A 26,348-nucleotide genomic window follows, 5' to 3' on the forward strand; every position below is an offset into this window, starting at 1 on the left:
GTCTGAAAAAGGAAAGCTGCAAGAAAGTTACCCTTTCTAGCAGCTCAAATAGAGTACGACAAATCAGACTCGTCTCCGTCCCATTCTTCGCTGGTGAGCGCGTAGATATGATGGTCTTCCCAGACTCCATTGATCAGGAGATAGCGGAGCGAAGTTCCTTCATAGCGAAACCCGGCTTTCTGCACCACTTTGATCGACGGCAGATTTCGCGGCATGATCGCCGCTTGGACGCGATGCAGGTTCGCTTCGCGGAAAGCATAGCGCAAAGCAAGTTTTACCGCTTGCGTCATATAACCTTTCCCATTGTGTTGCTGATCGAGGAAGTAGCCGATCGTGGCATTTTGCCAGGCGCCGCGTACGACGTTGGACAAGGCGACCCGTCCGATCATCTGTTGGTTGTCCGTGAGAAAAATGGCAAACGCGAAGGCGCTGCCCCGGGCAAAATCAGCTCGGGCGCTCTCAACCTGCTTTTGCTGTTCTTCAGCGGTAAAAAAAAGATCGCTGCGGACCGGTTCGAACGGTTCAAGGAAGGTCCGATTGCGCAGCCGTAACGCCAACAAGGCGGCGACATCGGTCAATTCATAGGGGCGAATGAAAATATCTTGTTCTTGCAGCAACATGGCAGGAACACCTCTTTTTGAAAATGTCTGTAAACATTGTAACAGGCTAATGCTCGGCTTGAAATAAAAACAGGCGCAGAAAGCTGTTGCTACATGGCCAGGAATTTGATAGAGTAAAAAGCAATTACATATCTCTTCATCTAAATAGAGGTGCGCAACGGATGAGTATTTCTTTTTTGAGCAACGGGGAAAAGGAAAAGAAAGAAAGGCCAATGCGCCGAAGCTTATGCTGTTTCCCCAGGCAGCCTAGGCTGGGGTTATCGTGAATAACGGTTGCCCTGTCATGAAAGTTTTGCTTTCGTGGAGCGCTATTTATGAATTTGCCGAAAGTACCGGGCAATGAGTAAGGCGTAATCCTGCTCATTGCCTTTTTGCAATCCGGCAGCCATAAATGATCGGCCCTGGATGATGTAGATGAGACTTTAACACTTTGGGAGGCACAAACGATGAATCAAATGGACGCAAACGAAATTATTGCTTTTATTCAAAAGAGCGAGAAAAAAACACCGGTCAAATTGTATGTGAAAGGAAACCTGGCGGGAATCGATTTTGGAGCAAGCGCCAAAACCTTCATTAACGGCAATACCGGGGTAGTGTTTGGCGAATGGAAAGAGATTGAAGCCGCTTTGGCAGCGCACAAAGACCAGATTGAAGACTATGTCGTGGAAAATGATCGCCGCAATTCAGCGCTGCCTCTGTTGGATACGAAGCATATTCAGGCCAGAATCGAGCCGGGAGCGATTATCCGCGATCAGGTGACGATCGGCAATAACGCAGTGATCATGATGGGGGCAACCATCAATATCGGCGCGGTGATTGGCGAAGGTACGATGATCGATATGAACGCAGTTGTCGGCGGACGCGGCACCATCGGGAAAAACTGCCACATCGGCGCAGGGGCGGTGGTTGCTGGAGTGATTGAACCGCCATCCGCTCAACCGGTTGTAATTGAAGATGACGTATTGGTTGGAGCCAATGCCGTGATTCTGGAAGGAATCCGCATCGGCAAAGGTTCGGTTGTCGCAGCCGGCGCAGTCGTGATCGAGGATGTACCGCCAAACGTCGTTGTAGCCGGTACGCCAGCCCGCATCATCAAACACATTGACGAAAAGACGAAAGCCAAAACCGAAATCAAACAAGAGCTGCGTCAGCTGTAACCGACGCTGACGGGAGGAGGAGCTTCGATGGATTGGCGTTCTCTGGATGAAACCTATGTGATTTCCACCTACAAACGATTGCCGATTGCGATTGCCAAAGGTGAAGGAAATTATTTAGTGGATACAAACGGAAAGACATATTTGGATCTGTTTACCGGATTGGCGGTAAATATACTTGGGCATTCGCATCCGCATATTTTGCGGACGTTGCACGAACAGGCCGATCAATTTTTGCATATCTCCAACATCTTCCTGAATCCGCCGGCAATTCGGCTGGCACAGCGGTTGGTGGAAAATTCGATTCAAGGCAAGGTATTCTTTACCAATTCCGGAGCGGAAGCGACCGAAGCAGCCATCAAGCTGATCCACAAATGGCTCGTTAAACACCAGCCCGAGCGCGAAGGAATCGTCGTCTTGAAAAGCAGCTTCCATGGACGGACGTTGGGCGCTCTGCGCCTGACCCGCCAGGCCCATGTCTATCAGGACTTTCCGGCCCCTTCCTTCACTGTGTATGAAGTAGAGGCGGGCAGCGCGGAGCAACTGCGGGAATTGTGCCGCACCAAAAAACCGGCAGCCGTACTGATGGAGCCGGTGCTCGGCTCGGGCGGAGTCATTCCGCTTTCCGAGTCCTATCTGCAGGAAGTGGCCGCCATCTGTCAGCAGGAAGGAATCTTGTTGGGGATCGATGAGATTCAAACCGGCATGGGACGGACGGGACGTTTTTTTGCCTATCAACATGCCGGCATTACGCCTGATCTGATCTTGTTCGCCAAAGGCGTGGGCGGCGGACTGCCGCTGGGCGGTTTGATCGCCGGTCCGAAGCTGATGGACTTGTTCCAGCCGGGCGACCACGGAACGACGTTTGCGCCGTCGCCGTTAAGCGCCGCTTTGGGCAATGCCGTGCTGGATGTCGTGCTGGACGAATCGTTCAGCGCGGAAGTGAACGAGAAAATCGCCTATCTCTGGCAGCAGTTGTCGTCCATTCGCGACAACCATCCTGATAAAGTCCAGCAAGTGCGGGGAAAAGGGATGATGGTCGGTATTCCACTCAATGCCGCGGCGGAAAAAGTGAGCGAATTGCAGCGCAATCTGCTTGCGGAGGAAATCTTGGTCGATGTAACTCAGAAAACGATCGTCCGCTTGCTGCCGCCGTTAACGATCAGCAAAGCAGAGATCGACCGCTTTATTGAACGGTTTGGCCAGGCGCTGGCAGGATGGGAGGCGTAAACGGTGCCGATGGGTACGACGACTAACCCTTTTGTGACGATTCGTCGCGATTTGCACCGGATTCCTGAACCGGGCTTTCAGGAAGTGAAGACGCAGCAGTATCTGCTTCAGTATATACACTCACTCCCCCAGGAACGGCTGGAGATCAAAACGTGGCGAACCGGGATATTGGTCAAGGTAAAGGGAAACAATCCCCGTCAACTGCTGGCCTGGCGGACGGATATGGATGGTCTGCCGATATCGGAAGAGACGTCCTACCCGTTCCGCTCCGAACACGATGGGTTTATGCATGCCTGCGGACACGATTTGCATATGGCGATTGCCTTGGGGATCTTGAGCCGTCTTGTGGAACAGCCGATCGATGATGATCTGCTGTTTGTGTTTCAACCGGCTGAGGAAGGACCAGGTGGAGCAAAACCGATGCTGGCGTCTCCGGAATTTCGGGAGTGGCGGCCGGACAAAATTTTTGCCCTGCATATCGCTCCGGAGTACCCGGTGGGCACGATCGCGACCAAACCTGGCATTCTGTTCGCCAATACGTCAGAGCTGTTTATTGATTTGACCGGCAAGGGCGGGCACGCCGCCTATCCTCATCTGGCCAACGATATGGTCGTAGCGGCCAGCCATCTGGTGACGCAATTGCAGACCATTGTGGCCCGCAACATAGACCCGTTGGATTCGGCCGTGGTCACGATCGGCAAGATTACCGGGGGAACCAAGCAAAATATTATCGCCGAGCAAGCGCGGATCGAGGGAACCATCCGCACCTTTTCAATGGATTCCATGCAGAAGGTCAAACAGCGGATTGAAGCGCTCGTTCAGGGGATCGAAGCGGGGTTCCAATGCCAGGCGGCGATTGATTACGGCGCCAACTACTGCCAGGTCTACAATGACGAGCAACTGACTCGCCCGTTTATCGACTGGGCTGGGCAAAAGCAAGACATCCGGATGATCGAATGCCGGGAAGCGATGACCGGAGAAGATTTCGGATATTTCCTGGAGGAAATCCCCGGATTTCTGTTTTGGTTGGGCGTTGATACCCCCTACGGCTTGCATCATGCAAAAATTGAACCGGACGAAGCGGCCATTTCGGTTGCCATTCGCCTGGTTACAGACTACTTGGCCTGGATCGGCAATCGGCAGGCCTAGACAGTCCAAGCAGACAATAGAAGATGGCGGAAAAGCCCTCTTATCACCGGTAACTGGTTGATAAGAGGGCTTTACTTGTTTGGCGGGGTTTGCCGCAGCTCATCCCGTCTTTCCTTGATCATCATCCAGGCCAGTCGCAAGTGACGGAGCAGCTCCTCGCGCTCTTCCACCGTCAAAGCCAACTCTTCGCCTTGATAGAAAAGGTTTGGCGCGTCCTTGATCACCCAGAACAAGTCGGCCGCCTGATACGCCGATGCCTGTTCGGAAACGATCGGGGCGGCATGGACGGACCGGCCCAGCAAATAATCGACCGATGTCTGAAAAAAGTCTGCCAAACTTTGCAGCGTTTTATAGTCGGCCTGGTTATCGTTTGTTTCATAGCGGGCATAAGTCGAACGGTTCAAGCCAAGCTGGTCAGCGAGTTGCTGTTGGGAAAGCCCTTTTTCCATTCGCAGTTTTCGCAATCGATCTCCTACATTCATCAGATGCCCCCCTTGAACATCATTATATGTGACGAAAAATCACAAGAAAACAATTGTGTAAAAACAGCACTTTTCCAAGAATAGTGTGATAAAATGTCACTAAACAGGAAAGGAGGGAATTTTTGTAAACCTGTGTTGATTTTATACAAGCAAGGTGATCGTCTGATGAAATCAAACAGCTGGCTCGTCGAGATCAGGATGAGAAAACAGCTCACACAAAAAGAGGTTGCCAATTTGGCCGGGATTGAGCGATCCTACTATACAAAAATTGAGAACGGAGCGATTCCCAGCGTCAAAGTGGCCAAACGGATCGCGGAAGTATTGGAGACAAACTGGACTTTTTTTTATGAATGAGAATGGACGCAGTCAACATAGGGTGTGGAAGAAAAGGGGAACGGTAATGGAGCAAAGGAGTATGAAATTGCCGGTGAAAGTTGATTTGGCGGAAGGGGCCGACGGATTGGAACTCCATGAGATTATTTTCTCGCTCCAGTATACCGCTAATGCGATCCGTCCGTTTGATCTTTTTCGCGCGCGTTATTTGGAAAAACTGGTCAGAAAATATAGCCAAATTCAAGGTCAGCGCCGTCAGTTGCTTGAACAGCATTTTCGCGAACGATTTGCCGACCAAACGGACTGAGTTATGCACAGGTCCTGTGTATAAGTTTATCCGTCGCTTATGGCTTGTCCTTGTGGATATTGTGGATTATGTTGAAAAAATTATGCGATGCGCCACAACTATTTACCAATATACGCGTATAAGATTATAGAAAACAAATGGAACGATACCACATACTGTTGTTTATATAACGGAGGATTAAGTCATGAAGAAAAGATGGATAACTGCAGTCTTGACCTTATCGATGCTTGGATTTGGTTCGGTAGCTCTGGGAGACAGCGTGTTAAAGATCTATGTCAACGGCGATAAGATCGACTCTGACATTTCTGCCAGCGACTCCAAAACCATCCAGAAACTGGCCGAGAAACTCGGAGCGTTTTCCAATTTGGATAAAAGTGATAGTCAACTGGAAATAGAGAAGCCTAAGGTGAATTTATTAGTACTGGAGGGCATCCAGCAGCTGAAAAATAAAAACATCTTGTTTACGAATCCGATTCAAGGATATCGGGATAAAAACATTCCGCGCACGTTCAATGTGTTTGTTGATATCGATAATGCGCCGGTAACCGATGACTTGAAAATCCAACTTGTGTTGATCGGTCCGAATGGAAAAGAGGTCGAAGATGGGAAAGTCATGAAATTTTCCACGAAAAAAGGAACGAGCTTCTACTTCTCCTATCCGTTCATTTCAACAAAGTTAGGGGATTACGGTACCTATAAGATTCAGGCGAAAATGAAGACCGATGACTATGAGGACTTTGTCGTAGTCGGTGAGAATACGATTACCGTTGGCAAATAGTCCGCTGTAGATTGTTGTCCGCGATTTCACAAATGAGCGTTTCGTGGTATAATCAGATTATGATACGATTTGAATTAGTGCATATTTTTACGAAAGGAAAGATGAAAGCGAATGGAGACTAATCCCGAGCGGTCATCGACAGATACAGAAGGCCCGAGTATACAGGTTGTCTGGAAAGATGAACAATCGCTCCTGGCAACTTGGAAGATGACGGAGGAGTTTCAGCAGGAGGTGGAACGGCAATTTGCCATTCCATTCGCGGAATTGCCTTTTGTCTTGCGGTTGTTTGATGTGACCGATCGACAAGAGATTCGGAACGATGGGACTGACAGTTACACCGATTTCGATATCAATCATCGCTCTTCCGAATGGATTCTCTACGGAGTCACAGAAGAACTGGAATATTGTGTGGATTTAGGGATTCGTATGGTTGATGGCAGATTTTATTCGCTGACTCGTTCTGAAATTGTGCGTTCCGTTTAATAAGACCAGGTGATTTGAATGAAGAGTCTCAGAGGTGAGACTCTTTTTTTGCGGTGAATCACGCCTTGCGCGGCTGAAAAAATTGGACACGGCCATTAAACAAGTGCAGTTCCCCGCGAAAGCTGCGCGCGAGGAAGCGTGCGAATTCATTCGCTTTGTTTTTGTCGCCATGCGTCGCCACCTCCGGCAAGGTGATCTGGATATAGGTTGTTTCTTGTCCGGTTTGTTCATCGCTTCCCACACCAATGATAATATATTGATATTGCTTGGCATCTGTTCCTCTTAAAAGGAGCCAGGAACTGTTGTCGGCACTCGTTTTTTCCTCGATCCGATAGGGAAAGGCGGCCGCTTCATAGTCCCACCCCAATTGGGCGCCTGTTTTTCGCGCATTGTCCATGTAGTGGAGCAATTTTTCCTGTACCTCCGCCAAGGTAACCGTCCGAACGAGCGAATTTTCAACCAAATAAATACGAGCCGATTGGGCCATTTCAACAAAACTCCCCTTTCTTAAATTGACTGTAAATTCAGAAAAAGTTATAATGAAAAGTAAACCCACATTACCTTATCGAGCAATGTAAACAAATATTCCAGGAAAATTTGCTCCACAATTGCATAAGATATGATGGTACCCAAAAAATGGAATGGAGGGATTGCGGATGGACCGTTTCGACAATCTGTACGATGTGACGGAGTCGGCGCAAGTGCGCTTTTTGGGTTTTATCTCCGAGAATGCCCGTTATGATTTCGGGATCGTTTTCACCCATCGTTTTTACGGCAAACCATTGGTCGTCTGTATGCAGACAGGGCAATCAACCATTCTGAACTCGCAAGACAGCATGGACTCCCAGCTGTTACGGAAAGTATTTCGTTTGAGAAACGATGAAGAAGCGGAAGAATTGACCTGCTTTTTCCGAGAAAATCTGCCCTCCTTGTTATTGGAAGGAAATGAATACTGAGCAACTGACTTTATCTGAGAAACAGCTGCAGCCAAAAACCCAACTGGTGGTTTCAATTTCGCCCGGTTGGGTTTATCGTTATGACAAGACGATCCAGCAAAAGGAGTCAAAGTATGGAATTGTTTCATCATCACTGGCGGGCGGAGCAGGCCAAAGCGACGCTTGTGTTGATCCACGGCACGGGAGAGCACCATGGACGCTATCGGCATGTCGCCCAATACTTGAACGAGCGTGGTTATGATGTGCGAACGGGAGATTTGCCTGGGAGCGGACGCTCACCCGGACGGCGGGGGCATGTGGAGCGTTTCGAAGATTATTTGACGGCGGTACGGTTATGGATGAGCGAAGCCAGAGGAGAAACGGGAGCCGATCATCCCGTTTTCTTGCTGGGGCACAGCTTGGGCGGATTAATCGCAACGCGATATGTTCAAGTATATGCGGAAGACAGCGGAGTAGACGGGCTTATCCTCTCTTCTCCGTGTTTGCAATTAAACCGGTCGATCGCAGCATGGCAGCTGCGGCTGGTGTTCGGACTGAACCGCATGCTGCCCAAATGGCGCTTGCCCTACGAGATTCCGCCTCATGTCGTTTCCCGCGATGAACAAGTCCGTCGACAATACAGACAGGACCCGTACAATTATCCGCGAGTAAGCGTGCGCTGGTTTTGTGAGCTGAAGCAAGCGATGGAAGCGGCTTGGCAGGAACGGGACAAGCTCTTTGTACCGACATTGATCCTGCAGGCCGGCGATGATCATCTGGTTGCTGCCGAAGGGGTAAAAAGATTCGCGGCGGAGCTTCCGGCCGCTGACAAGCAATTTGTCCTGTTTCCCGGCCTCTATCACGAAATTTTTAATGAGCCGGAGCGGCTTCACGTTTTAGCGCGATTGCGGGAATGGCTGGATCAGCAGACGGAAAAGCGGCTGCGTGGCAGCCACAGTTGAGCAGGTCACCGTCCCCCGGCGCAGCTGCGGTATAACTGTGCCTTTGAACAACAAAACGGGTTCTTCGCAAGGAAGAACCCGTTTTTAAATGAACAACGTCTTTGTTGTCAGGAAATCGCCGCTTGCTGTCTTACAACTTTTATCGTTTGCAGCGTCTCGTCCTCTGGCCCTTGGACAGGCAGACCGGCGCGGATATTTTCCTGAATGAAAGCGATGTTTTCGCTGGTGATCACTTCGCCTGGCAAGAAGATCGGGATGCCCGGGGGATAGACCATGATAAACTCGGTGATGATCCGCCCTTCCGCTTCAGCCAATGGCACCACTTCCGTTTCCGCATAGAAGGCGTCCCGAGGCGTCATCGACAATACCGGAAGCTCCGGAAGGGAAATCGGTTGCTTGTCATCCGCCTGAACATGTGCGAATTCAACAGCCAAATCACGGAAGGCGTCGACCAGCGTTTGTACGGTTTCTTCGCTGTCACCGGCAGTAATAAAGCAAAGCACATTATACAAATCGCTCATTTCCACTTCAATATTGTATTTTTCGCGAAGCCAGTTTTCCACTTCCCAACCGGTAATGCCCAGGTCATGAACATGAATGAGCAATTTGGTCGGGTCCATCGCATAAGTGGCAGGGGTGCCGAGAATTTCTTCGCCGACGCAATGAATCCGCGGGATTTCATTGATTTGCCGGCGGGCGTTGTTGGCCAAGGCAATCGCTTTTTCCAACAGTTCATGGCCGTGCATAGCCAAATGCTGGCGAGCCATATCCAGTGAAGCCAGCAAAATATAAGAAGTGGAGGTGGTGGTCAGCATGCTCATCACCGTTTTCACACGGTTTACATCGACCAGTCCTTCCCGTACATTCAAAATCGAGCTTTGCGTCAGCGAACCGCCCAGTTTATGCACACTGGTTGCCGCCATGTCGGCTCCTGCCTGCATCGCAGACATCGGCATCTTTTCGTGAAAATGGATATGCACGCCATGGGCCTCATCGACCAACACAGGGACATTGTAGTTATGCGCAGTGCGGACAATTTGCCGCAGATCGCCGGCAATGCCGAAGTAGGTTGGATTGATCACCAGCAATGCGGCAGCATCCGGATGAGCTTTCAACGCTTTTTCCACCGCCGTGTTGGTAATACCGTGGGAAATGCCCAAATGCTCGTCCATCGCCGGATGAATAAAGATCGGGGTCGCGCCAGCAAAAATAATTGCCGACATGACCGACTTGTGCACGTTGCGCGGCACGATAATTTTATCTCCAGGGCTGCAGGTGGCCATGATCATCGCCATAATCGCTCCGCTTGTTCCTTGCACGGAGAAGAAAGTATGATCAGCGCCAAATGCTTCAGCCGCTAATTCCTGTGCTTCTTTGATCATTGCTTTCGGATGATGGAGGTCATCGAGCGGAGCAATGTTGATCAAATCAATGGAAAGCGCATTATCTCCGATAAATTCGCGGAATACCGGGTTCATCCCCATGCCCTTTTTATGACCAGGGATATGAAATTGAATGGGATTTCGTTTCGCGTGTTCAAGCAATCCGCTGAACAATGGAGTTTTCGCTTGTCTCATGATCATCATCGCCTCGCTTTACAAATGAATATGTAGGTTTGCACTTGGATTAAACAAACAAATTGAGTATAGCAAAAACGTTTAGGAAAGCAAGGGGTTTTTTTTAGGATGATCATGTTTGCATGAGACTAGCCAACAAACTCAGAAATGATGAAGCGTTTCCCTCACAAACAGACCGATAAGATTTGATGTTTTCTCCCATACTAACGGAAGTTGCACAATCGCTACGCAGGGAGGAAGATGCTCAATGACAGTTGCAGCAACGCGGATGGTCATCAAAGACCTGTTTTTGGAAACGGAGCAAAAAGACAATTGGGAGCTGGTGCTGGTAGGGGAAGATAATCTTCCCGTCTCCGTGACGATTTCCACTCCGGAAACACTGTGCCGGCTGATTCATCAACTGACGTACATGATTCCGATGGGAAAGCTGAAAGAGGAAGACAAGCAGGAGTTGATCTGGGCAATCGAACAAATGATACCCCTGATCTATCGCAATTATGTTCTCGATGAGTACACGTTGGATTGACCGAATTCGATCAAGCTAGACCGTGAAAAGAACAGGCTCAGCGCTTTTGCGACGAAAGCGGACCTGTTCTTTTGCATATAGTGGAAAAAAGCGATCTTAGACGGATGGGACGGAATCTTGGCAAAGACGATACAGTTTGCTTAACACATCAAAGGTTTGTTCCATTCGGGCAAGCAACTGGTCTCTGTTTTGCAAAACGGGGTCATCGCGTTCAATGGTAATCCCGCAAAGAATTTCCGCTTTTTTGACCTGCTGCAGCCGATTGGCCAATTGTAAAATTCCTTCTTTGCCAAGTTGTTGTTGCGGTGTGCTCCCTGGCTGCGTATGGTCGGAGGACCAGCGAAACGAATCGGGTACAAGCGAAACGATCTCCTCGATTTGACGTTCGATGGCGCCGCCGATTGCTTCTTTAAAGGGAGACTCGTAAATCACCGCGTACCAGACGAACAGATGGGTTTCCCACAAGCCAATTTGAAAGTGGGGGTGTTTTTTGTAACCGCGTTTATCGCCAGCCCAGGCAACCCAAGTGTCGCTTGGGGGATTTACCGTACGACGAGCGTGTTTGGCTACGTGATAAAACATCTCATGCCCCGTCTCAACGGAAAGAATCGGCGAAAAGTGCTGACCGAGAAATTCCAGTTTGGGGCGGATAACGGACTTGATCGCCTCCATGCGTTGATCCAGTCCGGAAATGGTAAAAACATCAAAATCTTCTTGATGAAAACCTGTGAAATCAACCACGATTGTTGACAACTCCCTCCAACAGATGACCTTTTTTGTCACCATGATACCATACCGGCAGAAAGAAGGACATGGCGGCAGGTCCAGCGAACCGGCAGTTACAGTTGCTGAAAAATTTCATAATGTTCCAAAAGGAATAGCAAAACCGCATGTTGAATAATATGATATACCACTCACTCCCTTCATGATTGCCGCAGCATAAATCAGATAATTCAGTTATTAGAGGGGGGAATATGTGTAAATGGGGGGCCGTGCGATTATAGAACAAAAAGGAGTTGAGTAAGCATGATTTATGAAAAAGCTTGCAATGTGACGATGGATCAAGTCATTGCCGCGTTGAAACGAAAAGATGCGGAGGAACGCATCCCGGTACTGCGTTACGAGCTTGATTATGAATTGGCGACTTTGTATGATGCTTTGCTTGAGGAAGACAAAGCGCAAATCAAACGTTCCAAGGAACGTCTGAAAAAACTTCGAAGGGAAATGCTCTTGCTGGAAGTGTAGGCAACAATTTTGTGAATAGGTAGGTTGAACATGAATCAGGAAGAATGTGACTCGGCGTAAAAAGACGGCAGCTCGCGAAGAGAAGTGCCGTCTTTTTGTGTGAGCTTATCCAAAAATGGCAAATTGCCTAATTGAAGAGAACGGGGAAACAGGGGTACAATACAGTTGAGCAAATCATGTAAGGCTGGATGCTTAGAAAGGGAGAAAAACTTGATGCAATTCCTATCACTCAACACAACCCCGGTACTGATTGGCGGCTTGCTGCTGCTGAATCTCATTCTGCTCATCCTGGTGATTGCGCAGTCAGTCAGAGTGGGACGTGTCCGTAAGTCTTTGAAACGATTGTTTACCGGTGTGGATTCAGGAAACCTGGAGACGAAATTGGACTTAATCCTGAACGAGCTGGGAGCGGTTCGAGAAAAACAGGCGGATCAACAGTTTCAGTTGAATCGGCTTTCCCAAAAGCTGTCGGATCAGTACGGTCGCTTGGCCATACGCCGTTACAATGCTTTTGGAGAACAAGGAAGTGATTTGAGCTTTTCCTTGGCGCTGCTTGATGAACAGCAGAATGGAGTCGTGTTGACCAGCATTTACGGGCGGGAAGAATCTCGCATGTACGCAAAACCGGTACAAGCTGGCAAGTCCATGTATAATTTGTCGGAAGAAGAACAAGCCGTCATCAAGCTGGCTGCGACCCAAAAAGGAAGCTGACGCTGGATTTAGCAAGAAACACGAGAAAATGGCTCCTCTTATCAAGTTTCTTCCTTGTAATGCAGGTTTAACCGAAATTATCAGGAATTTTGCTGGTTTTCCCGGATTTTCAAAGGAGACTTTTTGTCAGGAGTTATGTATAATAATAAGTGTCTTTGAAAACGAAAAGTAGGTGATCCGCCTTCATTACCCAAATCGGTATTCGATTCTCGGGGCAAGGTCAGGTTCTACAAAGATCCTTTGTTGATACTTAGCTTTTCTCCTCAGATGGCAGACGTTACGTTAACGAGCCGGAAAAAAATGAGAATTGAGGAGATATTATGGCACAGCGTCTTGCAACCAATTACGCCAACGCCTATTTTACGATGAATGAAGCTGAACTTGAGCAATTTGTAAAACTGTTTGCAAGCGACAATATTAAAGTTGAAGTTAAAATTTGCGACAATGGAGACCGCGACATCTTTATTCCCGATCAAAGCGGAGAAATCCAGCTTACTTTTCAGCGGGAAGGACAGCGGTACATCTGTGAAAGCTCTTATGTGATAACGGATTTGCGCCTTGCCAATGCAATGCGGAAAGCAATGAAAGCCTTTAAAGGGCACGGAATTGTTCACCGGATCTATGATAGCTTTACAGTTGTCTATCACTATGATGAAGGCTCTGTGGTTAGCATTCACGAAGTTACCGACGATGAAAATGTGCCCATATTTGAGAACCAGTCGCAAAATATTGCAGCAGAACTGGAGCAAATGTATCGAAATACAAGCAGTGAAGACGAAATTGCTTTGATTCGGGAAGAGGCAAACAAGTGGCTTGATCTGCGTAATTGGACGAAAAAAGCAGCTCCCGAGAAAGTTGCGACCATCGACACGCGCTTACGGATTTTGGCACGTCGTTTGTTTGAATTGGAAGCATAAATGGCAAATGGGTGTCCATCGCGCCCATTTCTTTTTTTTCCAGCATGATTTTTTGCAAAAAGGTATTGTCATTTTGGTTGAAGCATGATATTTTTGATTTCGTTGGAAAACAGGATTAGGAACCAGGATTCACTTCAAAGGGTGGATAACATGAGAGAAACCGCCCCCGTTAGTGAATGACGCAGGTCCTAGCGATGTTTAACATTACACTTGCTAGGAAGGGGGACACCGAAAGATGGAATACTCGACTTTCGGAAGACACGTTGCCATTGACACATGGGGAGTACAGTTTGACTTACTTAACGATGCAGAATTTTTGAAAAAGGAAATGATCGAGGCTGCAGAAGCTTGCGGAGCTACCGTATTGGGTGTACAGGCGAAGCAGTTTACTCCTCAAGGAGCTACCGTTCTGGTTCTTCTCTCGGAAAGCCATTTATCCATCCATACTTACCCTGAACGAGGTTTTGCCGCATTGGATTGCTACACATGCGGAGAGACAGTCGATCCTCAAATCGCGATCGATTACATGATCTCTGTCTTGAAACCGGAGAAAGTTTATGCGAAAAAATTGATTCGCGGTACTGGCGAATTGCAAGTCGTTGAACCAGAAGTAAAAGTTCCGGATTTGCTGAAAAAGTAACAGGGCGTGTTGCCCGTTTTGAGTAAAAAACCACCGTCTCGCAAGCGGTGGTTTTTTATCGTTTTAACGGAATGGGGCGGTTGCGCTGCGGCCGATATCCCGCAGCAAGGCGGTGAAATCACGTCCGGCATTTTGCAAGTTACCCCCGACGGTATTTGGTCCGGAGTTGAGTTGATTGGCTGTTTGATTCATCATGTTGCCCGCTTGATTGTTGCCGGCTCCGCCAGTTCTTCCCGTACCGCGTATTGTTCCATCAAGCTGCTGGATGCGGCTGAGGATAGCCGGATCTGTTGCGATATGGATTTTGTGCCGCGGAGCAACGGAACGGACGGCTGATTGAACCTGGCTGACCATGACCCGTTTTTGACGCTGATTTGCAGCTTGCACCCGTGGCTGAACGCCGACGATGACGTCATTGCCGCGGACAATGGCATGAGCCCGTTCGATTCCCGGTACCGAGTCGGCTGCTCGCACGACGCGATCGGCTAATTGTTGATCGAAGGCGGAGGCTGCCTGGTTGTTGCCCGCTGCCTGGTTGTTGCCTGTTGCCCGATCGGATTTTTCTGTCGTCGCATAACCGAACATATGGCCAAACTGGTTGCCGTTGCCGTTATTTCTGGCATTGGCTCCCCCGTAGGCAGCTCCGCCGGTGCCGTAGGTGCCCGTGCCGGTTGTGCCTGGACCGTATGTTCCGGTTCCTGCGCCCATCGTGCCAGCGCCTATGCCAGTTCCGGAGGTGCCATTGTTGATGCTTCCGTTTGTCCCGTATGAAGTTGTTCCAGCTGTGTTGCCGGCGTTATGGGAAGGGGCATCGGGGAAGCGATTGGTTTGATACAGACTTTGCGTTTGACCGGTATCGTTTTTCGGCGTTCCGCAGGCTGTCAAGGAAGCTGCGAGCGCCAGGCAGGTAAGCGGATAAATCCATTTTTTCATGGTGCTTCAGTCACCTCCGTTACCTATTGTGCGACGGAGGGGGAGCGAATATTCAAGGCTCGCTCAGCAACCATTTGGCGGCGATCGCGATCCCGTCGCCATCCCAGCCGGGCCGGTGAATCAGCGCTGTTTGCGGAGAAAACAAGGACGGCAACGACAGCGGCAGCAAAAGATTGCCTGTAGCGACGGGCCTGCCCTTGCAAAATTGCAGGGCAGAATAAACCCAGACCGTTTGCCTTCGCTGAAAAGGGAAGCTGTCGAGCGGTCTGATCTCGTCCAACACATATACTTCGTTTTGGCCGGATAGCCACCGGAAAAACGGCACTGCCGCTCCCGAAGTCCAATGGAACGAATCGATCGCTACCTTTTGAAAATAGGTTGGCAAGGCTGATAATGGAAACGACCGGGTTGGTTGACCGTCGCGGAAAAATTGATAGCTCCCTCGCGACCACGGTACAGAAGGATCATGCCTAAGCTGAAGCAAGCCCGAAGGCGCCATGGAGTTTAGCCAGGTATGAACACGATCGGCATGCTCTCTTAGGTGCAATGGTTCAAGCACATAGGCTTGCAACAGCTGACGGACGGCATTTGGCGTGAACAGCACAATCGAGTCGGGATGCGGCAGCGGAAGCTGGATGTGCCTCTGGAGCGATTGCTGCCTAAGCCATTCCCATTCTGTCTGCAAATAACGCCATTCGGCAGCTGTTGGCAGCCTTCTGCTCTGATAGCGAAACGCCGGCGAAAGACCAGCTGGCCGGAAACAGGCTTCGGACAGGTTTTCCTGATGGTAAACACCGAGGGAATGCGCAGCTGTCCGCTTGATGATGCGCAAATCGCTGACGATCTGACTGGAGTTTCCCGGCACGGCCGAGCTGTCTTGCTGCAAACGCTCGGCGATTTGCGGATCATACGCATCAATGGTGGAAAGAGGTGCCGCTTTGGCAAAATGACGCAACTGATCATCGAGATAGCGCATCGAATGCCACTGTTCGAACGGCAACGGTTCCCCCGGCCAGAGGGAAAGCCGGTGATTGGACACCGTTCCGTCGCCCCATACAAGCGTAATTTCGCCGTTGAGCTGGCAGTGAGCGCAAGACTCGCTGGAATGTGATACGGTTTCCTCCAGCCAAAAGCGGAAGGCATAGACGGGTGTTGTCAGGCCAGCATGCCTGCAAGCGGAGCGAAGTTGTTCGTAAAGCCATTCTGCCGGTTGCATGACGGGATTCACCTCTTCTAATCGATCTTCAACGAATCCAAGTCCAGAGCGGCACCGACACTGTCCAGTCGGGCTCGTTCAGCCAGATGGTTACGGTGGAGCCAAATCCCGCAAGACGGGGGAGCAGCGAGGACAATTCCACCGCAAACAACTGCGGAGGGACAATGCGGCATTCACCGCAGTTTGACCATCTGGTTATTTTTTGGGGGGAAAAGTAAGCGACCGCTGTTTCCCGATCGAAGTCGAACAGTTCCATCCCTTCGAAAAAAAGCAACTCACCATCGTGGGACGGGGCGCTTTGCTGAATCTGCCGGGCGATTGTTTGCCGGTCTGAGGAGTGAGCCTGGTCGCCGCTCTTGAAACGGACAGACAGATGGATAGGCAACGGTTCGGGTTGAGACAAACCGTACAGCAGAGTATGGAGCTCGCTCGGTAAAGACAGTTGCGTGGGAGTAAGCAGATAGCCAAATGGATGAATCGGCTGATAATTGCCGCTCCCTTCCACTGTCTCCACCGTTGCCTCGATTGCTGAGGACGGCATCGGCACTTGTGACTGAACCGCTGCGGCCAGCAGATGAGCAGTCAACCGGGAATCGATGATGCAGCCAGTCTGCGGGCGCAGCCAAACGGGAGCAGCAGTTGGCGCAAAGAGACGGTCGCCTGCGGAAAAGTGTAAACTTTTCTCGAGCTGATCCAGTTGACGTTCCATTTCCGCATGCAAGGTCTGTACGGCGGCAGCGGAAAGCTGCGAAGCAGTGAAGCCTGCTTTGCAAAGAAGGTCTTTGCCGGATGGATTGCTGGCACGATGTACACCGATAACGCGCCAAATGGCGGCTTGGTGGCTGGCACCGTCACTGCGTATGCAGCGGCAGTTCTCTTGAGAAATTTGCAAAAAAGTATCCAGGGAATGAGGGGCAACGACAGCCGCCCATTTTTGATGCTGCTTTTCGCTGGGCACAATGTAGGGGAAAAGATATTCGTCTCTCTGCGAGCTGGTTTCCTCGATCAGGGGAGGAAAGCGCCTTTCTTGGCGGGACAGCTGTGCTATACAGGAGGAGAGAGAGGGATGGTCTCGCAGCGCTCGTCGTGCCCGGTGAAAAGCCGTTTCTGCCCCGGAAAGAGTGAGATTTTCGGTCAAGGCTTGTCCGACATACCCGCGATCATTTTGCAATGTGATCATCAGTTGTCCCAAGGAGAGTGTGGAGCGGCCGCGAAAAGCGCCATTGCTCCAGCGGAAATGTTGCTGCTGTTTCGTCAACCAATAAATTGACGCATAAAGTCCGTAAGTATCTGCCAATTCCAGAAGAGAGTGTTCAAGCTCGATTAAAGGCGGTATAATCGATCTGTTCATCAATGGAAGCCCTCGCTTGCCTGGTAAAATGGAGTGTTTTAGAAATATTTTACCATTTTCCTCCTGTTTTTGAGCAGAAACTTTACCGGTTCTTAAGGAACTTACCATTGTGAAGTGAATCTTTAACTGTTATTATGGAGAGTATGCATACATGAGGAGGAAAATATGAAGCGCCAAGATATTCGTAATATCGCCATTATTGCCCACGTTGACCATGGGAAAACAACCTTGGTTGACAAATTGTTGATTCAATCCGGAACGTTTCGCAGCAACCAACACGTTGAAGAACGGATGATGGACTCCAACGATCTGGAACGCGAAAGAGGGATTACGATCCTCGCGAAAACGACTTCCGTCACATACAAAGACTTTACCATTAATATTCTCGATACGCCGGGACACGCCGACTTTGGCGGTGAAGTGGAACGGATCATGAGCATGGTTGACGGTGTTTTGCTGATCGTCGATGCATTTGAGGGTTGCATGCCGCAGACCCGGTTCGTTTTGCGCAAGGCGTTGGAAGCAAAAGTGACACCGATCGTCGTCGTCAACAAAATCGACCGGGAAAACGCACGCCCGCAAGAAGTGATCAATGAAGTTTACGATTTGTTCATCGACCTTGATGCGACCGAAGACCAACTCGAGTTTCCGATCGTTTATGCTTCCGGGCTGGCCGGTATTGCCGGTATGGAACCGGACAAGCTGCAGCAGGACCTCGAGCCATTGTTTGAAACAATCATCGAGCATATCCCGGCACCGGAAGCAGATGAAAATGCTCCGCTGCAAATGCAGGTGACGATGCTGGACTACAATGACTTCTTGGGCCGTATCGGGATTGGCCGCATTTACCGCGGTTCGCTCAATGTCAATGACCAAGTGGCTGTCGTCAAACGGGATGGTTCGGTCAAACGTATGCGAGTGCAAAAATTGTTTGGCTTTAAAGGGTTGCAACGTGTTGAACAAAAGACGGCTCGCGCTGGCGATATTGTTGCCTTGGCCGGGTTGGAAGACATTAACGTCGGGGAAACCGTCTGCGACGCGGATCATCCCGATCCGTTGCCATTGTTGAAGATCGATGAGCCAACGTTGCAGATGACGTTCCTCGTCAATAACAGCCCGTTTGCCGGACGTGAAGGAAAACACGTAACTTCCCGCAAACTGCGCGATCGCTTGATGGCGGAATTGGAAACGGACGTATCGTTGCGGGTGGACGAAACCGACTCCCCTGATGCATTCGTCGTTTCCGGACGCGGTGAGCTCCATTTGTCCATTCTCGTCGAAAATATGCGCCGTGAAGGTTACGAGCTCGCTGTTTCCAAACCGGAAGTAATCGTTCGGGAAATTGACGGACAAAAAATGGAACCGGCCGAACGTTTAATCATTGACGTGCCGGAAGAATATACCGGCGCCGTAATGGAAACGTTGGGTACCCGCAAAGCGGAAATGGTCAATATGATCAATAACGGTTTTGGCCAAGTGCGCCTGGAATTTATCATTCCATCGCGCGGGCTGATCGGATACCGTACGGAGTTTTTGACAATTACACGCGGTTACGGGATTATGAACCATTCTTTTGACAGCTATCGTCCATTGGTGCAAGGCTCTGTTGGCGGTCGCCATGCTGGCGTGCTGATTTCCAACGAGACCGGTACGGCTACCAGCTACGGGCTGATGTCGGTAGAGGACCGCGGTGTGATGTTTATTCACCCGGGGACTGAAGTATATGAAGGAATGATCGTTGGGGAGCACAACCGCGACAACGATTTGACTGTTAACGTATGTAAGGAAAAACACGCGACCAACGTTCGTTCCGCGACCAAGGATGAAACGGTCAAAATGAAAACGCCTCGGTTGTTGACGTTGGAAGAAGCGCTGGAATACTTGAATGATGACGAGTTGTGCGAAGTGACGCCGGAATCGGTTCGCTTGCGCAAAAAATATTTGACCAAATCCGAGCGGGAACGTTTTGAGCGGCAAAGACGCTAACCAGCTCCAAAAAAGCCTGTTTCTCCGGAAGAGAAGCAGGCTTTTTTGTTTGGATTGTTTTGACAGAGGCTGGGGACAACTGTTAAAGTTAACATGGTATTATTCATTTCTATGAAAATAGACAAGCTTTAATTGCGCGTATGGGAGCGGCAAGTTGACAGGGAGGTGGGGAAACATGAGTTGGATGGAATTGGCTTCTACATATGAACCGGCCAACGCAGATGCGTTGAGTCTTTACGATCAGTTTCGCATGTTTGCCGATGATTATCGCGTGCTGTTTATCTTTATTGCGCTTATCGCCGTGTATTATTTAGGTTTTGCGACGCGAATCCGCATGCCTATTTTAAAAACGATCTTGCTGTATGTCTTGCTGTTTGCTGGTTCTTTGATTTTTGGTATTCTCGATGTCACGCTCCCGGTGAAAAGCGCCTTGCTCGTTGCCATTATCATTTTGCTCATTGTCAAGCTTCGCGTCAAACCGGAGCGTCGATAGCAAAACCCGCCCGTTGCCGGCGGATAGACTTATACACAATCAACCCGCCCGCTGCTGGCGGGTTTTGTATTGACCGCTGCGGATTTTCCCGTCCAAATCTCGCCTTTAATACCGGTCTCGTACCGCATCAATCGTACCCAGTACAATGTGCGCCAAGCCGAATCCGGCTACTCCCCAGGCGTACGGGTTATCTGCGGCGGTTCGCTGGTGGTTCATTTTTAGCAAGCTGAGCCCTGCTGCTGTTACGGCGGTACCTAATACGATGGGGACAACACCTTTTCTCATGACAATCACCTCCGTACGGATAGTTTGGCTGGAACATCGCAGAAAAACACGATGAGAATGCTGGATTTGCCCCCGGATACGAATTTTATTTTTTCTTTTGCAACCTTTCTTTGTTCGTTCCCGTCTATAACTCAGCTCGAGCAAATATGGAAAAAACAAAAAAGAGAGGGAACGTTATGAAAAAAAGGATATCCAAGCCTGTACTCGCTGTACTGGCCGCAAGTGTGATCGCTGGCGGATTGACGCCTGTTTTGGCTAACGCCGCAAACAACTACGGCTCTTCCACCAAGGTTGTGATGAATGAGGAAGGAAAACAAGTTACGCGCTACCAGCTGAAGGAACTGGCGAAAAATGATCCGGAAACTCTCGATATGCTGTTAAAAAATGAAGCAGATCATTTGTATTTGGTAATAGACGAGCTTGACCTGGATGTTAAGCTGGCTACTTACATCAAAGAGCATGAAGCGGAATGGCTCGATATTTACAACGAATATTATGATGACATTGAGTTGGAAGTCCGCCTGGACGATGAAGCAAACGGCATTGTCGATTTGTCGCAGGAGACCAAAAACGGAATTACATACTTGAAAGGGGAGGTTAGCGAAGATATTGACAAGGTTGTCGTAACATTGCCCAATGGCAACCAAATCGAAGTGGTGCCGAATTCCGATGAATCGTTTACGGTTAGTTTTGAACCTGTGGTGAGCAGCACGGCAAAATACGCCACTGTCAAGGCGTATGCCGACGACGAACTGGTGGAAACGCAAAAAATTCGCGTCGATACCGAATCGGACGAGGATGAGGACAGCGACGCGTTCCTCCGCCTGACAGGCAACTATGACAAGGACAAAGAGGAAGTAAAGATCACAGGGATTGTTGATCGCGACATCGACAAAGTCCGCGTAACATACGATGGCGACAGCAAAGACGTAAAAGTGAGCAAATTGTTCAACAAACTGGGAACGTTTAGCGTAACTTTCCGCGATGTCAAAGGCAACGATGAAGAGGCCAAGGTGGAAGCGTACGAGGATGGAGAAAAGATTGATACGGAAAATATTACCATTAACGGCATCAGCGACGACGATGAGGACACCGACGATACGTATGCAATCTCCGGGTCTGCGGTCATTAGCCCCAAATACAAACTCGTGCTGGTACAAGGGAAGGTCGAAACGGAAGCGGACATAGATGAAGATGAACTGAAGCTGTATGCGACCGCTCCCGATGGGCAAAAGCATGAAGTGAAACTGGATGCCGATGGCCAATTTGCGGCCAACCTGTCTTACAGCAATCGCTCCTATAGCTCAAAGTATGTCCATCTGGAGCTTTATCAAGACGGTGACTTGGTTGCCGAAACGAATATCGCCCACGGAACTCCGGTGAATCAATTTAGTCCGCAGCAGGCAGCGGGTTTGGTTGCCCCCGGAAAACCGAAAAATGTTCCCGGCCAGATTAACAATAGCCAGCAAGGCAAAGGCAATCAGGCGAAAGCAAAAGGAAATGGGAACGGAAACGGGAACGGAAACGGAAAGAAAAACTGACTTGGGGCAAGCTGCAACACATAACCATCTATTGATGAAAAGAATAATTGTTGATGTATTGCATGATCTCGCGAATGTAGTCGCCAATAAAGGGCACAGACAAGAAATTGCTTAACAGCCAGCCCAATACGGCCAAGACGATCGCGGTTCCAATCGTCAAGCCCAATCCCCGTGCCAAGCCTGCCAAAAAATTGGTCAGCAGCAGCTTGCGCGGGGATGTATAGTTTTGCACGATGTCGGCTATGCGAATATCCTCCAGAAACAAGGCGATCTTGTCAATCCGTTCATTTAACCGTCTGACTTGATAAAGCTCTTCCATGAATTGGTCCATTTTGGCAAGCAGCCGGTCAGTCGGTGAAGAGGGTTGCGGCATATTGGAAACGCCTCCTTTTGCCTATTTTGCCAGCGAGCCGAGCGGTGCATAAAATTTGCCTAATGCTGGCAGGACGGGTAAAATAAAATTTACGCAAAACTATTTTGGGAGGAATCGGCATGTCTGAAGCTGTAGCGCAATCATTGTCTGAAGAGCTGTTTGCCCTGTTGCAAAAAGAACGTTTTATGACACTCGGAACGATCGATCATGAATCGGGAGCACCCAGTCTCAGCTCCTTATCATGGGTGTATGCACCGACACAAGAAAAAATTCGTTTTGCAGTCGATAACCGTTCGCGGATCATTACCAATATCAATCAAAATCCGCAGGTGGTTTTGCACTTGATTGGAGCGGGTTCCTCCTATGCGATCAATGGAACGGCAAAGCTGGCTGTCGAACGGCTGGAGGAGATTCCGCTCAAATTGGCAATGGTGGAAATTACCATTGAATCGGTACGGGACGTTATGTTTTATGGTTCCCGCATTTCCGTAGAGCCGCAATACGAAAAAACTTACAACAAAGCTGCTGCGGAAAAACTGGATACGCAAGTGATGGAGGCTTTGCGCAAAGCGTAAAGAAGAGACAGGAAAAGCTGCTGAGCGAACCATTCAGCAGCTTTTTTGCTATCTAGCATATCCTGTTTTATTGTTGGGCATGCAATACAGGGGTCGGTTTGTTCTGGGAATTGGACATATGCTGTTCCAACCGTTTGTTGTACCCATTCACCCACAGCGATTCGATGATATTTGCTTCCGCATCGGTCAATGGCGGTACATCGGAAGCCAGGGCAAATTCTCGCAGCGTTTCTGCGCTGGTGATATTTGGCAGTACCGTGACGACAGACGGGCGATAGAGGGAAAACTGAATGGCCAGTTGTCCGATGGTTCTCTGTTTGCCGTCAAACAAGCCTTTTGCTTTCATTTCCTGCACAACTTCCACGCCGGCTTTCATCCATTCGACAGGACGATGGCTGCGGTGGTCGCTCTTGTCAAAATGCTTGTCAGGATCGTAGCTGCCATCCAGCAAGCCGGATGCATGTGGCACGCGAACGATCAATGCGCGTTTTTCCGCATCGGCAATCGGGAACAAAGCGCGCGCCGGATCTTGTTCAACGATGTTGTTGATAATCTGGATGCCCGCATAGTTCGGAACTTTCAAAGCGGCGATCGATTCTTCTTCCCAGCCGATGTCTGGACCCATCGCTGCCCCGAACTCGCGAATTTTCCCTTCTTTTTTCAATTCAAGCAATGTATCTTGAATTTCCTCGCTTAAGACGGCTTCCATTCGAGGGTTATGCAATTGGTAAAAATCGATATAATCGGTGCCCAGCCGTTTCAGACTTTGTTCACAGGCATATCGGATATGTTCCTTCGACCAGTTTTGCGGCAGTTCGGAATGACCTTTCCGTTCTCCAGGGAGGTTGTAGATATCATAGCCAAATTTGGTAGCGATGACCACCTTGTCGCGAATATCACCCAAAGCATCTTTTAAAATCGTTTCGCCTACGCCATTTCCGTAAATATCAGCGGTATCGAAGAAAGTAACGCCGTAATCTTCATAGGCGGAACGGAGCAAACGTTTTCCCATTTCCAGGTCGCTTACTCCCCACCACTTCGTAGCCACTGACCAGACGCCGAAGCCGACCTCAGACACTTTTAATTCTGTACCGGGTAGAGTTCTGTATTTCATTTGTCATCTCTCCTTACAGGTTATCAACAGCTCTCGTCCTTATCTTACCATGACCGCTCCTGATCGTGAAACGCTTCCCCAGGAGAGAATCTTACAGGTTTGTGAAACAAACAAAGAAAAAACAACCTCCGTCTTGGCTGACGAATGAGGTTGTTTGTGTCAAAGACTAGCGTTGATCAGGAACGGGATTGGTCTGATTCTTGTTCCCAGATTTGTTTACTCCTTCTTGATTTTGCTGTGTAGGTGGCTGCTCTCTGCGTTGCACGCTTCGCGGTGCTTGCGGAATGATCCGGCCGACAATATCGGCCAATTCTTCAGCAAATCCGGCAATCGGGCGGCCGTTGGCGATATCGGCCGACATCTCCCGCAATCGTTGGACAATGTCAGGATCGGCAGTGACCAGCGCATTGGCTCCCTGTGGATCTTCTTTTAATGCTTCCGCCACAGAATATTTGGTAATGCCAACATCGGAGCGGTCCATATTGGCACCGACATCGATGCCGACGACTGCCCATTTTCCAAAAACAACAGCGGTTGCATCCTGAACATTTCTCACGCTGGAAGCCAACTGAACCAACCGCTGTGCAGTCGCTTGCGAAGATTGGTTGTAGTCCGGACGCGGTTCTGTTTGTTGTACGCGTTGCGTTTGCGGTGCCTGTGGATTGGACTGCTGCGGAGCGGACTGATTGGCGGCAGGCGGCTGATTTGCGGAATTGCAGGCTGTTACGATCAGACAAAGGCTGAGGATCGCCACAATCTGTTTCATTTCATTACCCCTTTTCATTATCATTAACGGAATCGCTCTAATGCGTATGGAGCTTCGAACATCCACCTACAGAGTTAACGGTAGTGTTTTCCCAACTTCCCGTTTTCATTCTTGTTGCCCCGTCTAACTGTCCGCTGGCATACATAGACTGTTACTAAATCGCCCTAAGGCAGATAAATCTGCACACGCATAAGGTATATGAGATGGGAAATAGGAGGCGAGATTTTGAAAAAAATCTATGTGCTGGACACCAACGTACTCCTGCAGGATCCATTGGCGATTTTCTCCTTTGAAGATAACGAGATTATCATTCCTGCTGTAGTATTAGAAGAAATTGATTCAAAAAAGCGTTACATGGATGAAATCGGACGAAATGCCCGCCGTGTCGCACGCCTGTTGGACGGCTTGCGGGAATTGGGACAATTGCATGAAGGCGTTTTGCTGGAGACGGGAGGAACCTTTCGGGTGGAACTCAATCACTCTTCTGTTCTCACCTTGCAGAAACAGTTTCTGGAAGTGACCAGCGATAACCGGATTTTGGCGGTTGCTTTAAACTTGCAGGAAGAAGAGAAGATGGCGGCTGCTCCCCGGCCGGTCATTCTCGTCAGCAAAGACGCATTGATGCGGGTCAAAGCCGATTCATTGGGCTTAAAAGCCGAGGACTTTTTATCGGATCGGGTCGTCCACGAATATTCCAGTATTTACCCAGGTTATGAAAAACGCATCGTTGCTTCCGACATTATTCAAAACTATTACGCCCAGCGTAAATTGACACTTGCCGAAAATTTCCCAAAAGTCAAATTTTACCCCCATCAGTTTTTGGTGTTAAAAGACGAATGCAATCCTTCCGTCTCGGCATTGGGCAAAGTCGACGGGGATGGCAGAGTCCTGGAGATGCTGGTCAATGATGACGATCCCATCTGGGGGATAAAGGCCCGCAATGTGCAACAGCGAATGGCGGCGGAGCTGTTGCTGCGCGAAGATATTCCGCTGGTGACGATGACGGGGAAAGCGGGTACGGGCAAAACGTTGCTGGCGCTGGCGGCCGGCCTTTACCAGATCGAGGACATGCAGCGCTATAAAAAGCTGTTGGTGGCCAGGCCGATTGTCCCGTTGGGCAAAGATATCGGCTATTTGCCGGGGGAGAAAGAAGAAAAACTTCGCCCCTGGATGCAACCGATCTATGACAATCTGGATTACCTTTTTAACACAAAGCGGCCGGGTGATTTGGAAAAAATATTGGCAGGGATGGGCAGCATTCAGGTAGAAGCGCTGACATATATACGCGGGCGCTCGATACCGGGCCAGTTTATCATTATCGATGAGGCGCAAAACTTAACCAAGCATGAGGTGAAAACGATTCTTACGCGAGTCGGAGACGGTTCCAAAATTGTGCTGATGGGAGATCCTGAACAAATTGACCATCCGTACCTGGATGAGAGCAACAACGGTTTAACCTATGTCGTGGAGATGTTCAAAGAGCAGCGTTTGGCCGGTCATGTCAAACTGGAAAAAGGGGAACGCAGCATCCTTGCGCAATTGGCCGCCGATCTGTTGTAAATACCAACGTATAAAAACAAAAAAAGAGGCCATGCTAGTATTATCGAGCCCGGTGATCAAATGAATCGCACGTAATTAGCCTTACAAGGAGGCGAACTGGCGTGGA

Annotated in this window: 31 protein-coding genes and 1 riboswitch; of the genes, 19 read left to right on the forward strand and 12 right to left on the reverse strand. The window is 49.4% G+C overall.

Annotation, left to right across the window (positions count from 1 at the left end; translation table 11 throughout):
* Positions 1-44: 44 nt before the first annotated feature.
* Positions 45-620 (reverse strand): GNAT family N-acetyltransferase, encoded by a 576-nt coding sequence (locus JOD01_RS04210; protein ID WP_204516995.1) that lies wholly within the window; start codon positions 618-620, stop codon positions 45-47.
* A 137-nt stretch (positions 621-757) separates the two neighbouring features.
* Positions 758-939, forward strand: a riboswitch (Lysine riboswitch).
* Between the two features lie 127 nt (positions 940-1,066).
* Between JOD01_RS04210 and dapD the strand changes: the two genes are divergently transcribed.
* The 3 genes from dapD to JOD01_RS04225 are packed head-to-tail and all read left to right on the forward strand — an operon-like array spanning position 1,067 to position 4,153.
* Positions 1,067-1,777, forward strand: a complete 711-nt coding sequence (dapD, locus tag JOD01_RS04215) for a 2,3,4,5-tetrahydropyridine-2,6-dicarboxylate N-acetyltransferase (protein ID WP_204516996.1) — start codon at positions 1,067-1,069, stop codon at positions 1,775-1,777.
* 27 nt (positions 1,778-1,804) lie between these two features.
* On the forward strand, positions 1,805-3,004 hold the full coding sequence (locus JOD01_RS04220) for an aspartate aminotransferase family protein (RefSeq protein WP_204516997.1): 1,200 nt from the start codon (positions 1,805-1,807) through the stop codon (positions 3,002-3,004).
* A gap of 9 nt (positions 3,005-3,013) precedes the next feature.
* Positions 3,014-4,153: an N-acetyldiaminopimelate deacetylase gene (locus tag JOD01_RS04225; RefSeq protein ID WP_204517213.1), complete on the forward strand. Its 1,140-nt coding sequence runs from the start codon at positions 3,014-3,016 to the stop codon at positions 4,151-4,153.
* A gap of 71 nt (positions 4,154-4,224) precedes the next feature.
* On the opposite strand, the gene JOD01_RS04230 is transcribed toward JOD01_RS04225, so the two are convergent.
* On the reverse strand, positions 4,225-4,635 hold the full coding sequence (locus JOD01_RS04230; RefSeq protein WP_204516998.1) for a helix-turn-helix domain-containing protein: 411 nt from the start codon (positions 4,633-4,635) through the stop codon (positions 4,225-4,227).
* 165 nt (positions 4,636-4,800) lie between these two features.
* Here JOD01_RS04230 and JOD01_RS04235 point away from each other — a divergent pair, with 165 nt between their 5' ends.
* From JOD01_RS04235 to JOD01_RS04250, 4 genes are all read left to right on the forward strand, one after another.
* A complete protein-coding gene (locus JOD01_RS04235; RefSeq protein WP_204516999.1) occupies positions 4,801-4,989 on the forward strand; it encodes a helix-turn-helix domain-containing protein in 189 nt (62 codons plus the stop codon).
* Between the two features lie 46 nt (positions 4,990-5,035).
* Positions 5,036-5,275 (forward strand): hypothetical protein, encoded by a 240-nt coding sequence (locus JOD01_RS04240; RefSeq protein WP_204517000.1) that lies wholly within the window; start codon positions 5,036-5,038, stop codon positions 5,273-5,275.
* A gap of 184 nt (positions 5,276-5,459) precedes the next feature.
* The gene (locus JOD01_RS04245) at positions 5,460-6,053 is read left to right on the forward strand and encodes a hypothetical protein (protein WP_204517001.1); all 594 of its coding nucleotides are present in this window, start codon (positions 5,460-5,462) and stop codon (positions 6,051-6,053) included.
* A 111-nt stretch (positions 6,054-6,164) separates the two neighbouring features.
* Positions 6,165-6,536 (forward strand): DUF4912 domain-containing protein, encoded by a 372-nt coding sequence (locus tag JOD01_RS04250; protein WP_204517002.1) that lies wholly within the window; start codon positions 6,165-6,167, stop codon positions 6,534-6,536.
* Positions 6,537-6,594: 58 nt separating this feature from the next.
* Here JOD01_RS04250 and JOD01_RS04255 read toward each other — a convergent pair whose 3' ends face one another.
* Entirely contained in the window at positions 6,595-7,023 is a 429-nt protein-coding gene (locus JOD01_RS04255) for a DUF1885 family protein (RefSeq protein WP_204517003.1), read from the reverse strand.
* 169 nt (positions 7,024-7,192) lie between these two features.
* On the opposite strand from JOD01_RS04255, the gene JOD01_RS04260 reads away from it, so the two are divergent.
* Together JOD01_RS04260 and JOD01_RS04265 are read left to right on the forward strand one after the other, a co-directional pair.
* Entirely contained in the window at positions 7,193-7,492 is a 300-nt protein-coding gene (locus JOD01_RS04260) for a DUF3055 domain-containing protein (protein WP_204517004.1), read from the forward strand.
* A gap of 113 nt (positions 7,493-7,605) precedes the next feature.
* Positions 7,606-8,433 carry an alpha/beta hydrolase gene (locus JOD01_RS04265; protein WP_204517005.1) on the forward strand — a complete coding sequence of 276 codons (828 nt, stop codon included), beginning with the start codon at positions 7,606-7,608 and terminating at the stop codon, positions 8,431-8,433.
* A gap of 107 nt (positions 8,434-8,540) precedes the next feature.
* On the opposite strand, the gene JOD01_RS04270 is transcribed toward JOD01_RS04265, so the two are convergent.
* A complete protein-coding gene (locus JOD01_RS04270; RefSeq protein ID WP_204517006.1) occupies positions 8,541-10,010 on the reverse strand; it encodes an aminotransferase class I/II-fold pyridoxal phosphate-dependent enzyme in 1,470 nt (489 codons plus the stop codon).
* A gap of 247 nt (positions 10,011-10,257) precedes the next feature.
* On the opposite strand from JOD01_RS04270, the gene JOD01_RS04275 reads away from it, so the two are divergent.
* Positions 10,258-10,536 (forward strand): hypothetical protein, encoded by a 279-nt coding sequence (locus tag JOD01_RS04275; RefSeq protein WP_204517007.1) that lies wholly within the window; start codon positions 10,258-10,260, stop codon positions 10,534-10,536.
* Between the two features lie 96 nt (positions 10,537-10,632).
* Here the strand turns inward: JOD01_RS04275 and JOD01_RS04280 are convergent, their stop codons facing one another.
* Complete coding sequence (locus JOD01_RS04280) at positions 10,633-11,277, reverse strand: DUF1054 family protein (protein WP_204517008.1); 645 nt, start codon at positions 11,275-11,277, stop codon at positions 10,633-10,635.
* 285 nt (positions 11,278-11,562) lie between these two features.
* Between JOD01_RS04280 and JOD01_RS04285 the strand changes: the two genes are divergently transcribed.
* From JOD01_RS04285 to speD, 4 genes are all read left to right on the forward strand, one after another.
* Positions 11,563-11,781 (forward strand): hypothetical protein, encoded by a 219-nt coding sequence (locus JOD01_RS04285; protein WP_239565191.1) that lies wholly within the window; start codon positions 11,563-11,565, stop codon positions 11,779-11,781.
* Between the two features lie 213 nt (positions 11,782-11,994).
* Positions 11,995-12,492 carry a DUF4446 family protein gene (locus JOD01_RS04290; RefSeq protein ID WP_239565192.1) on the forward strand — a complete coding sequence of 166 codons (498 nt, stop codon included), beginning with the start codon at positions 11,995-11,997 and terminating at the stop codon, positions 12,490-12,492.
* Positions 12,493-12,812: 320 nt separating this feature from the next.
* Positions 12,813-13,409 carry a hypothetical protein gene (locus tag JOD01_RS04295; protein WP_204517010.1) on the forward strand — a complete coding sequence of 199 codons (597 nt, stop codon included), beginning with the start codon at positions 12,813-12,815 and terminating at the stop codon, positions 13,407-13,409.
* A gap of 235 nt (positions 13,410-13,644) precedes the next feature.
* Positions 13,645-14,049 (forward strand): adenosylmethionine decarboxylase, encoded by a 405-nt coding sequence (gene speD / locus JOD01_RS04300; RefSeq protein WP_204517011.1) that lies wholly within the window; start codon positions 13,645-13,647, stop codon positions 14,047-14,049.
* A gap of 63 nt (positions 14,050-14,112) precedes the next feature.
* Here the strand turns inward: speD and JOD01_RS04305 are convergent, their stop codons facing one another.
* From JOD01_RS04305 to JOD01_RS04315, 3 genes are read right to left on the reverse strand one after another with little or no spacing between them, the layout of a single operon-like run.
* Positions 14,113-14,982 carry a YhcN/YlaJ family sporulation lipoprotein gene (locus JOD01_RS04305; protein WP_204517012.1) on the reverse strand — a complete coding sequence of 290 codons (870 nt, stop codon included), beginning with the start codon at positions 14,980-14,982 and terminating at the stop codon, positions 14,113-14,115.
* A 52-nt stretch (positions 14,983-15,034) separates the two neighbouring features.
* Positions 15,035-16,198, reverse strand: coding sequence for a hypothetical protein (locus JOD01_RS04310; RefSeq protein ID WP_204517013.1), 1,164 nt, complete (start codon positions 16,196-16,198; stop codon positions 15,035-15,037).
* Positions 16,199-16,226: 28 nt separating this feature from the next.
* Positions 16,227-17,549 carry a hypothetical protein gene (locus JOD01_RS04315; protein ID WP_204517014.1) on the reverse strand — a complete coding sequence of 441 codons (1,323 nt, stop codon included), beginning with the start codon at positions 17,547-17,549 and terminating at the stop codon, positions 16,227-16,229.
* A 165-nt stretch (positions 17,550-17,714) separates the two neighbouring features.
* Between JOD01_RS04315 and typA the strand changes: the two genes are divergently transcribed.
* Together typA and JOD01_RS04325 are read left to right on the forward strand one after the other, a co-directional pair.
* Positions 17,715-19,535 (forward strand): translational GTPase TypA, encoded by a 1,821-nt coding sequence (gene typA, locus JOD01_RS04320; protein ID WP_204517015.1) that lies wholly within the window; start codon positions 17,715-17,717, stop codon positions 19,533-19,535.
* 175 nt (positions 19,536-19,710) lie between these two features.
* A complete protein-coding gene (locus JOD01_RS04325; RefSeq protein ID WP_204517016.1) occupies positions 19,711-20,028 on the forward strand; it encodes a YlaH-like family protein in 318 nt (105 codons plus the stop codon).
* A gap of 105 nt (positions 20,029-20,133) precedes the next feature.
* Here JOD01_RS04325 and JOD01_RS04330 read toward each other — a convergent pair whose 3' ends face one another.
* Positions 20,134-20,313: a hypothetical protein gene (locus JOD01_RS04330; RefSeq protein ID WP_204517017.1), complete on the reverse strand. Its 180-nt coding sequence runs from the start codon at positions 20,311-20,313 to the stop codon at positions 20,134-20,136.
* Between the two features lie 176 nt (positions 20,314-20,489).
* Here JOD01_RS04330 and JOD01_RS04335 point away from each other — a divergent pair, with 176 nt between their 5' ends.
* Positions 20,490-21,854, forward strand: a complete 1,365-nt coding sequence (locus JOD01_RS04335) for a hypothetical protein (RefSeq protein WP_204517018.1) — start codon at positions 20,490-20,492, stop codon at positions 21,852-21,854.
* A gap of 28 nt (positions 21,855-21,882) precedes the next feature.
* Here JOD01_RS04335 and JOD01_RS04340 read toward each other — a convergent pair whose 3' ends face one another.
* Entirely contained in the window at positions 21,883-22,227 is a 345-nt protein-coding gene (locus JOD01_RS04340) for a DUF5665 domain-containing protein (protein WP_204517019.1), read from the reverse strand.
* Between the two features lie 119 nt (positions 22,228-22,346).
* On the opposite strand from JOD01_RS04340, the gene JOD01_RS04345 reads away from it, so the two are divergent.
* Entirely contained in the window at positions 22,347-22,802 is a 456-nt protein-coding gene (locus tag JOD01_RS04345; protein WP_204517020.1) for a pyridoxamine 5'-phosphate oxidase family protein, read from the forward strand.
* Between the two features lie 67 nt (positions 22,803-22,869).
* Here JOD01_RS04345 and JOD01_RS04350 read toward each other — a convergent pair whose 3' ends face one another.
* Positions 22,870-23,916: an aldo/keto reductase gene (locus JOD01_RS04350; protein WP_204517021.1), complete on the reverse strand. Its 1,047-nt coding sequence runs from the start codon at positions 23,914-23,916 to the stop codon at positions 22,870-22,872.
* A gap of 166 nt (positions 23,917-24,082) precedes the next feature.
* Positions 24,083-24,682, reverse strand: a complete 600-nt coding sequence (locus tag JOD01_RS04355; RefSeq protein WP_204517022.1) for a YhcN/YlaJ family sporulation lipoprotein — start codon at positions 24,680-24,682, stop codon at positions 24,083-24,085.
* Positions 24,683-24,907: 225 nt separating this feature from the next.
* Between JOD01_RS04355 and JOD01_RS04360 the strand changes: the two genes are divergently transcribed.
* The gene (locus JOD01_RS04360) at positions 24,908-26,242 is read left to right on the forward strand and encodes a PhoH family protein (protein WP_204517023.1); all 1,335 of its coding nucleotides are present in this window, start codon (positions 24,908-24,910) and stop codon (positions 26,240-26,242) included.
* The last annotated feature ends 106 nt before the right edge of the window (positions 26,243-26,348 follow it).

The sequence above is a fragment of the Brevibacillus fulvus genome (genome assembly GCF_016908525.1).
GTDB classification, from domain to species: Bacteria; Bacillota; Bacilli; order Brevibacillales; family Brevibacillaceae; genus Brevibacillus_G; species Brevibacillus_G fulvus.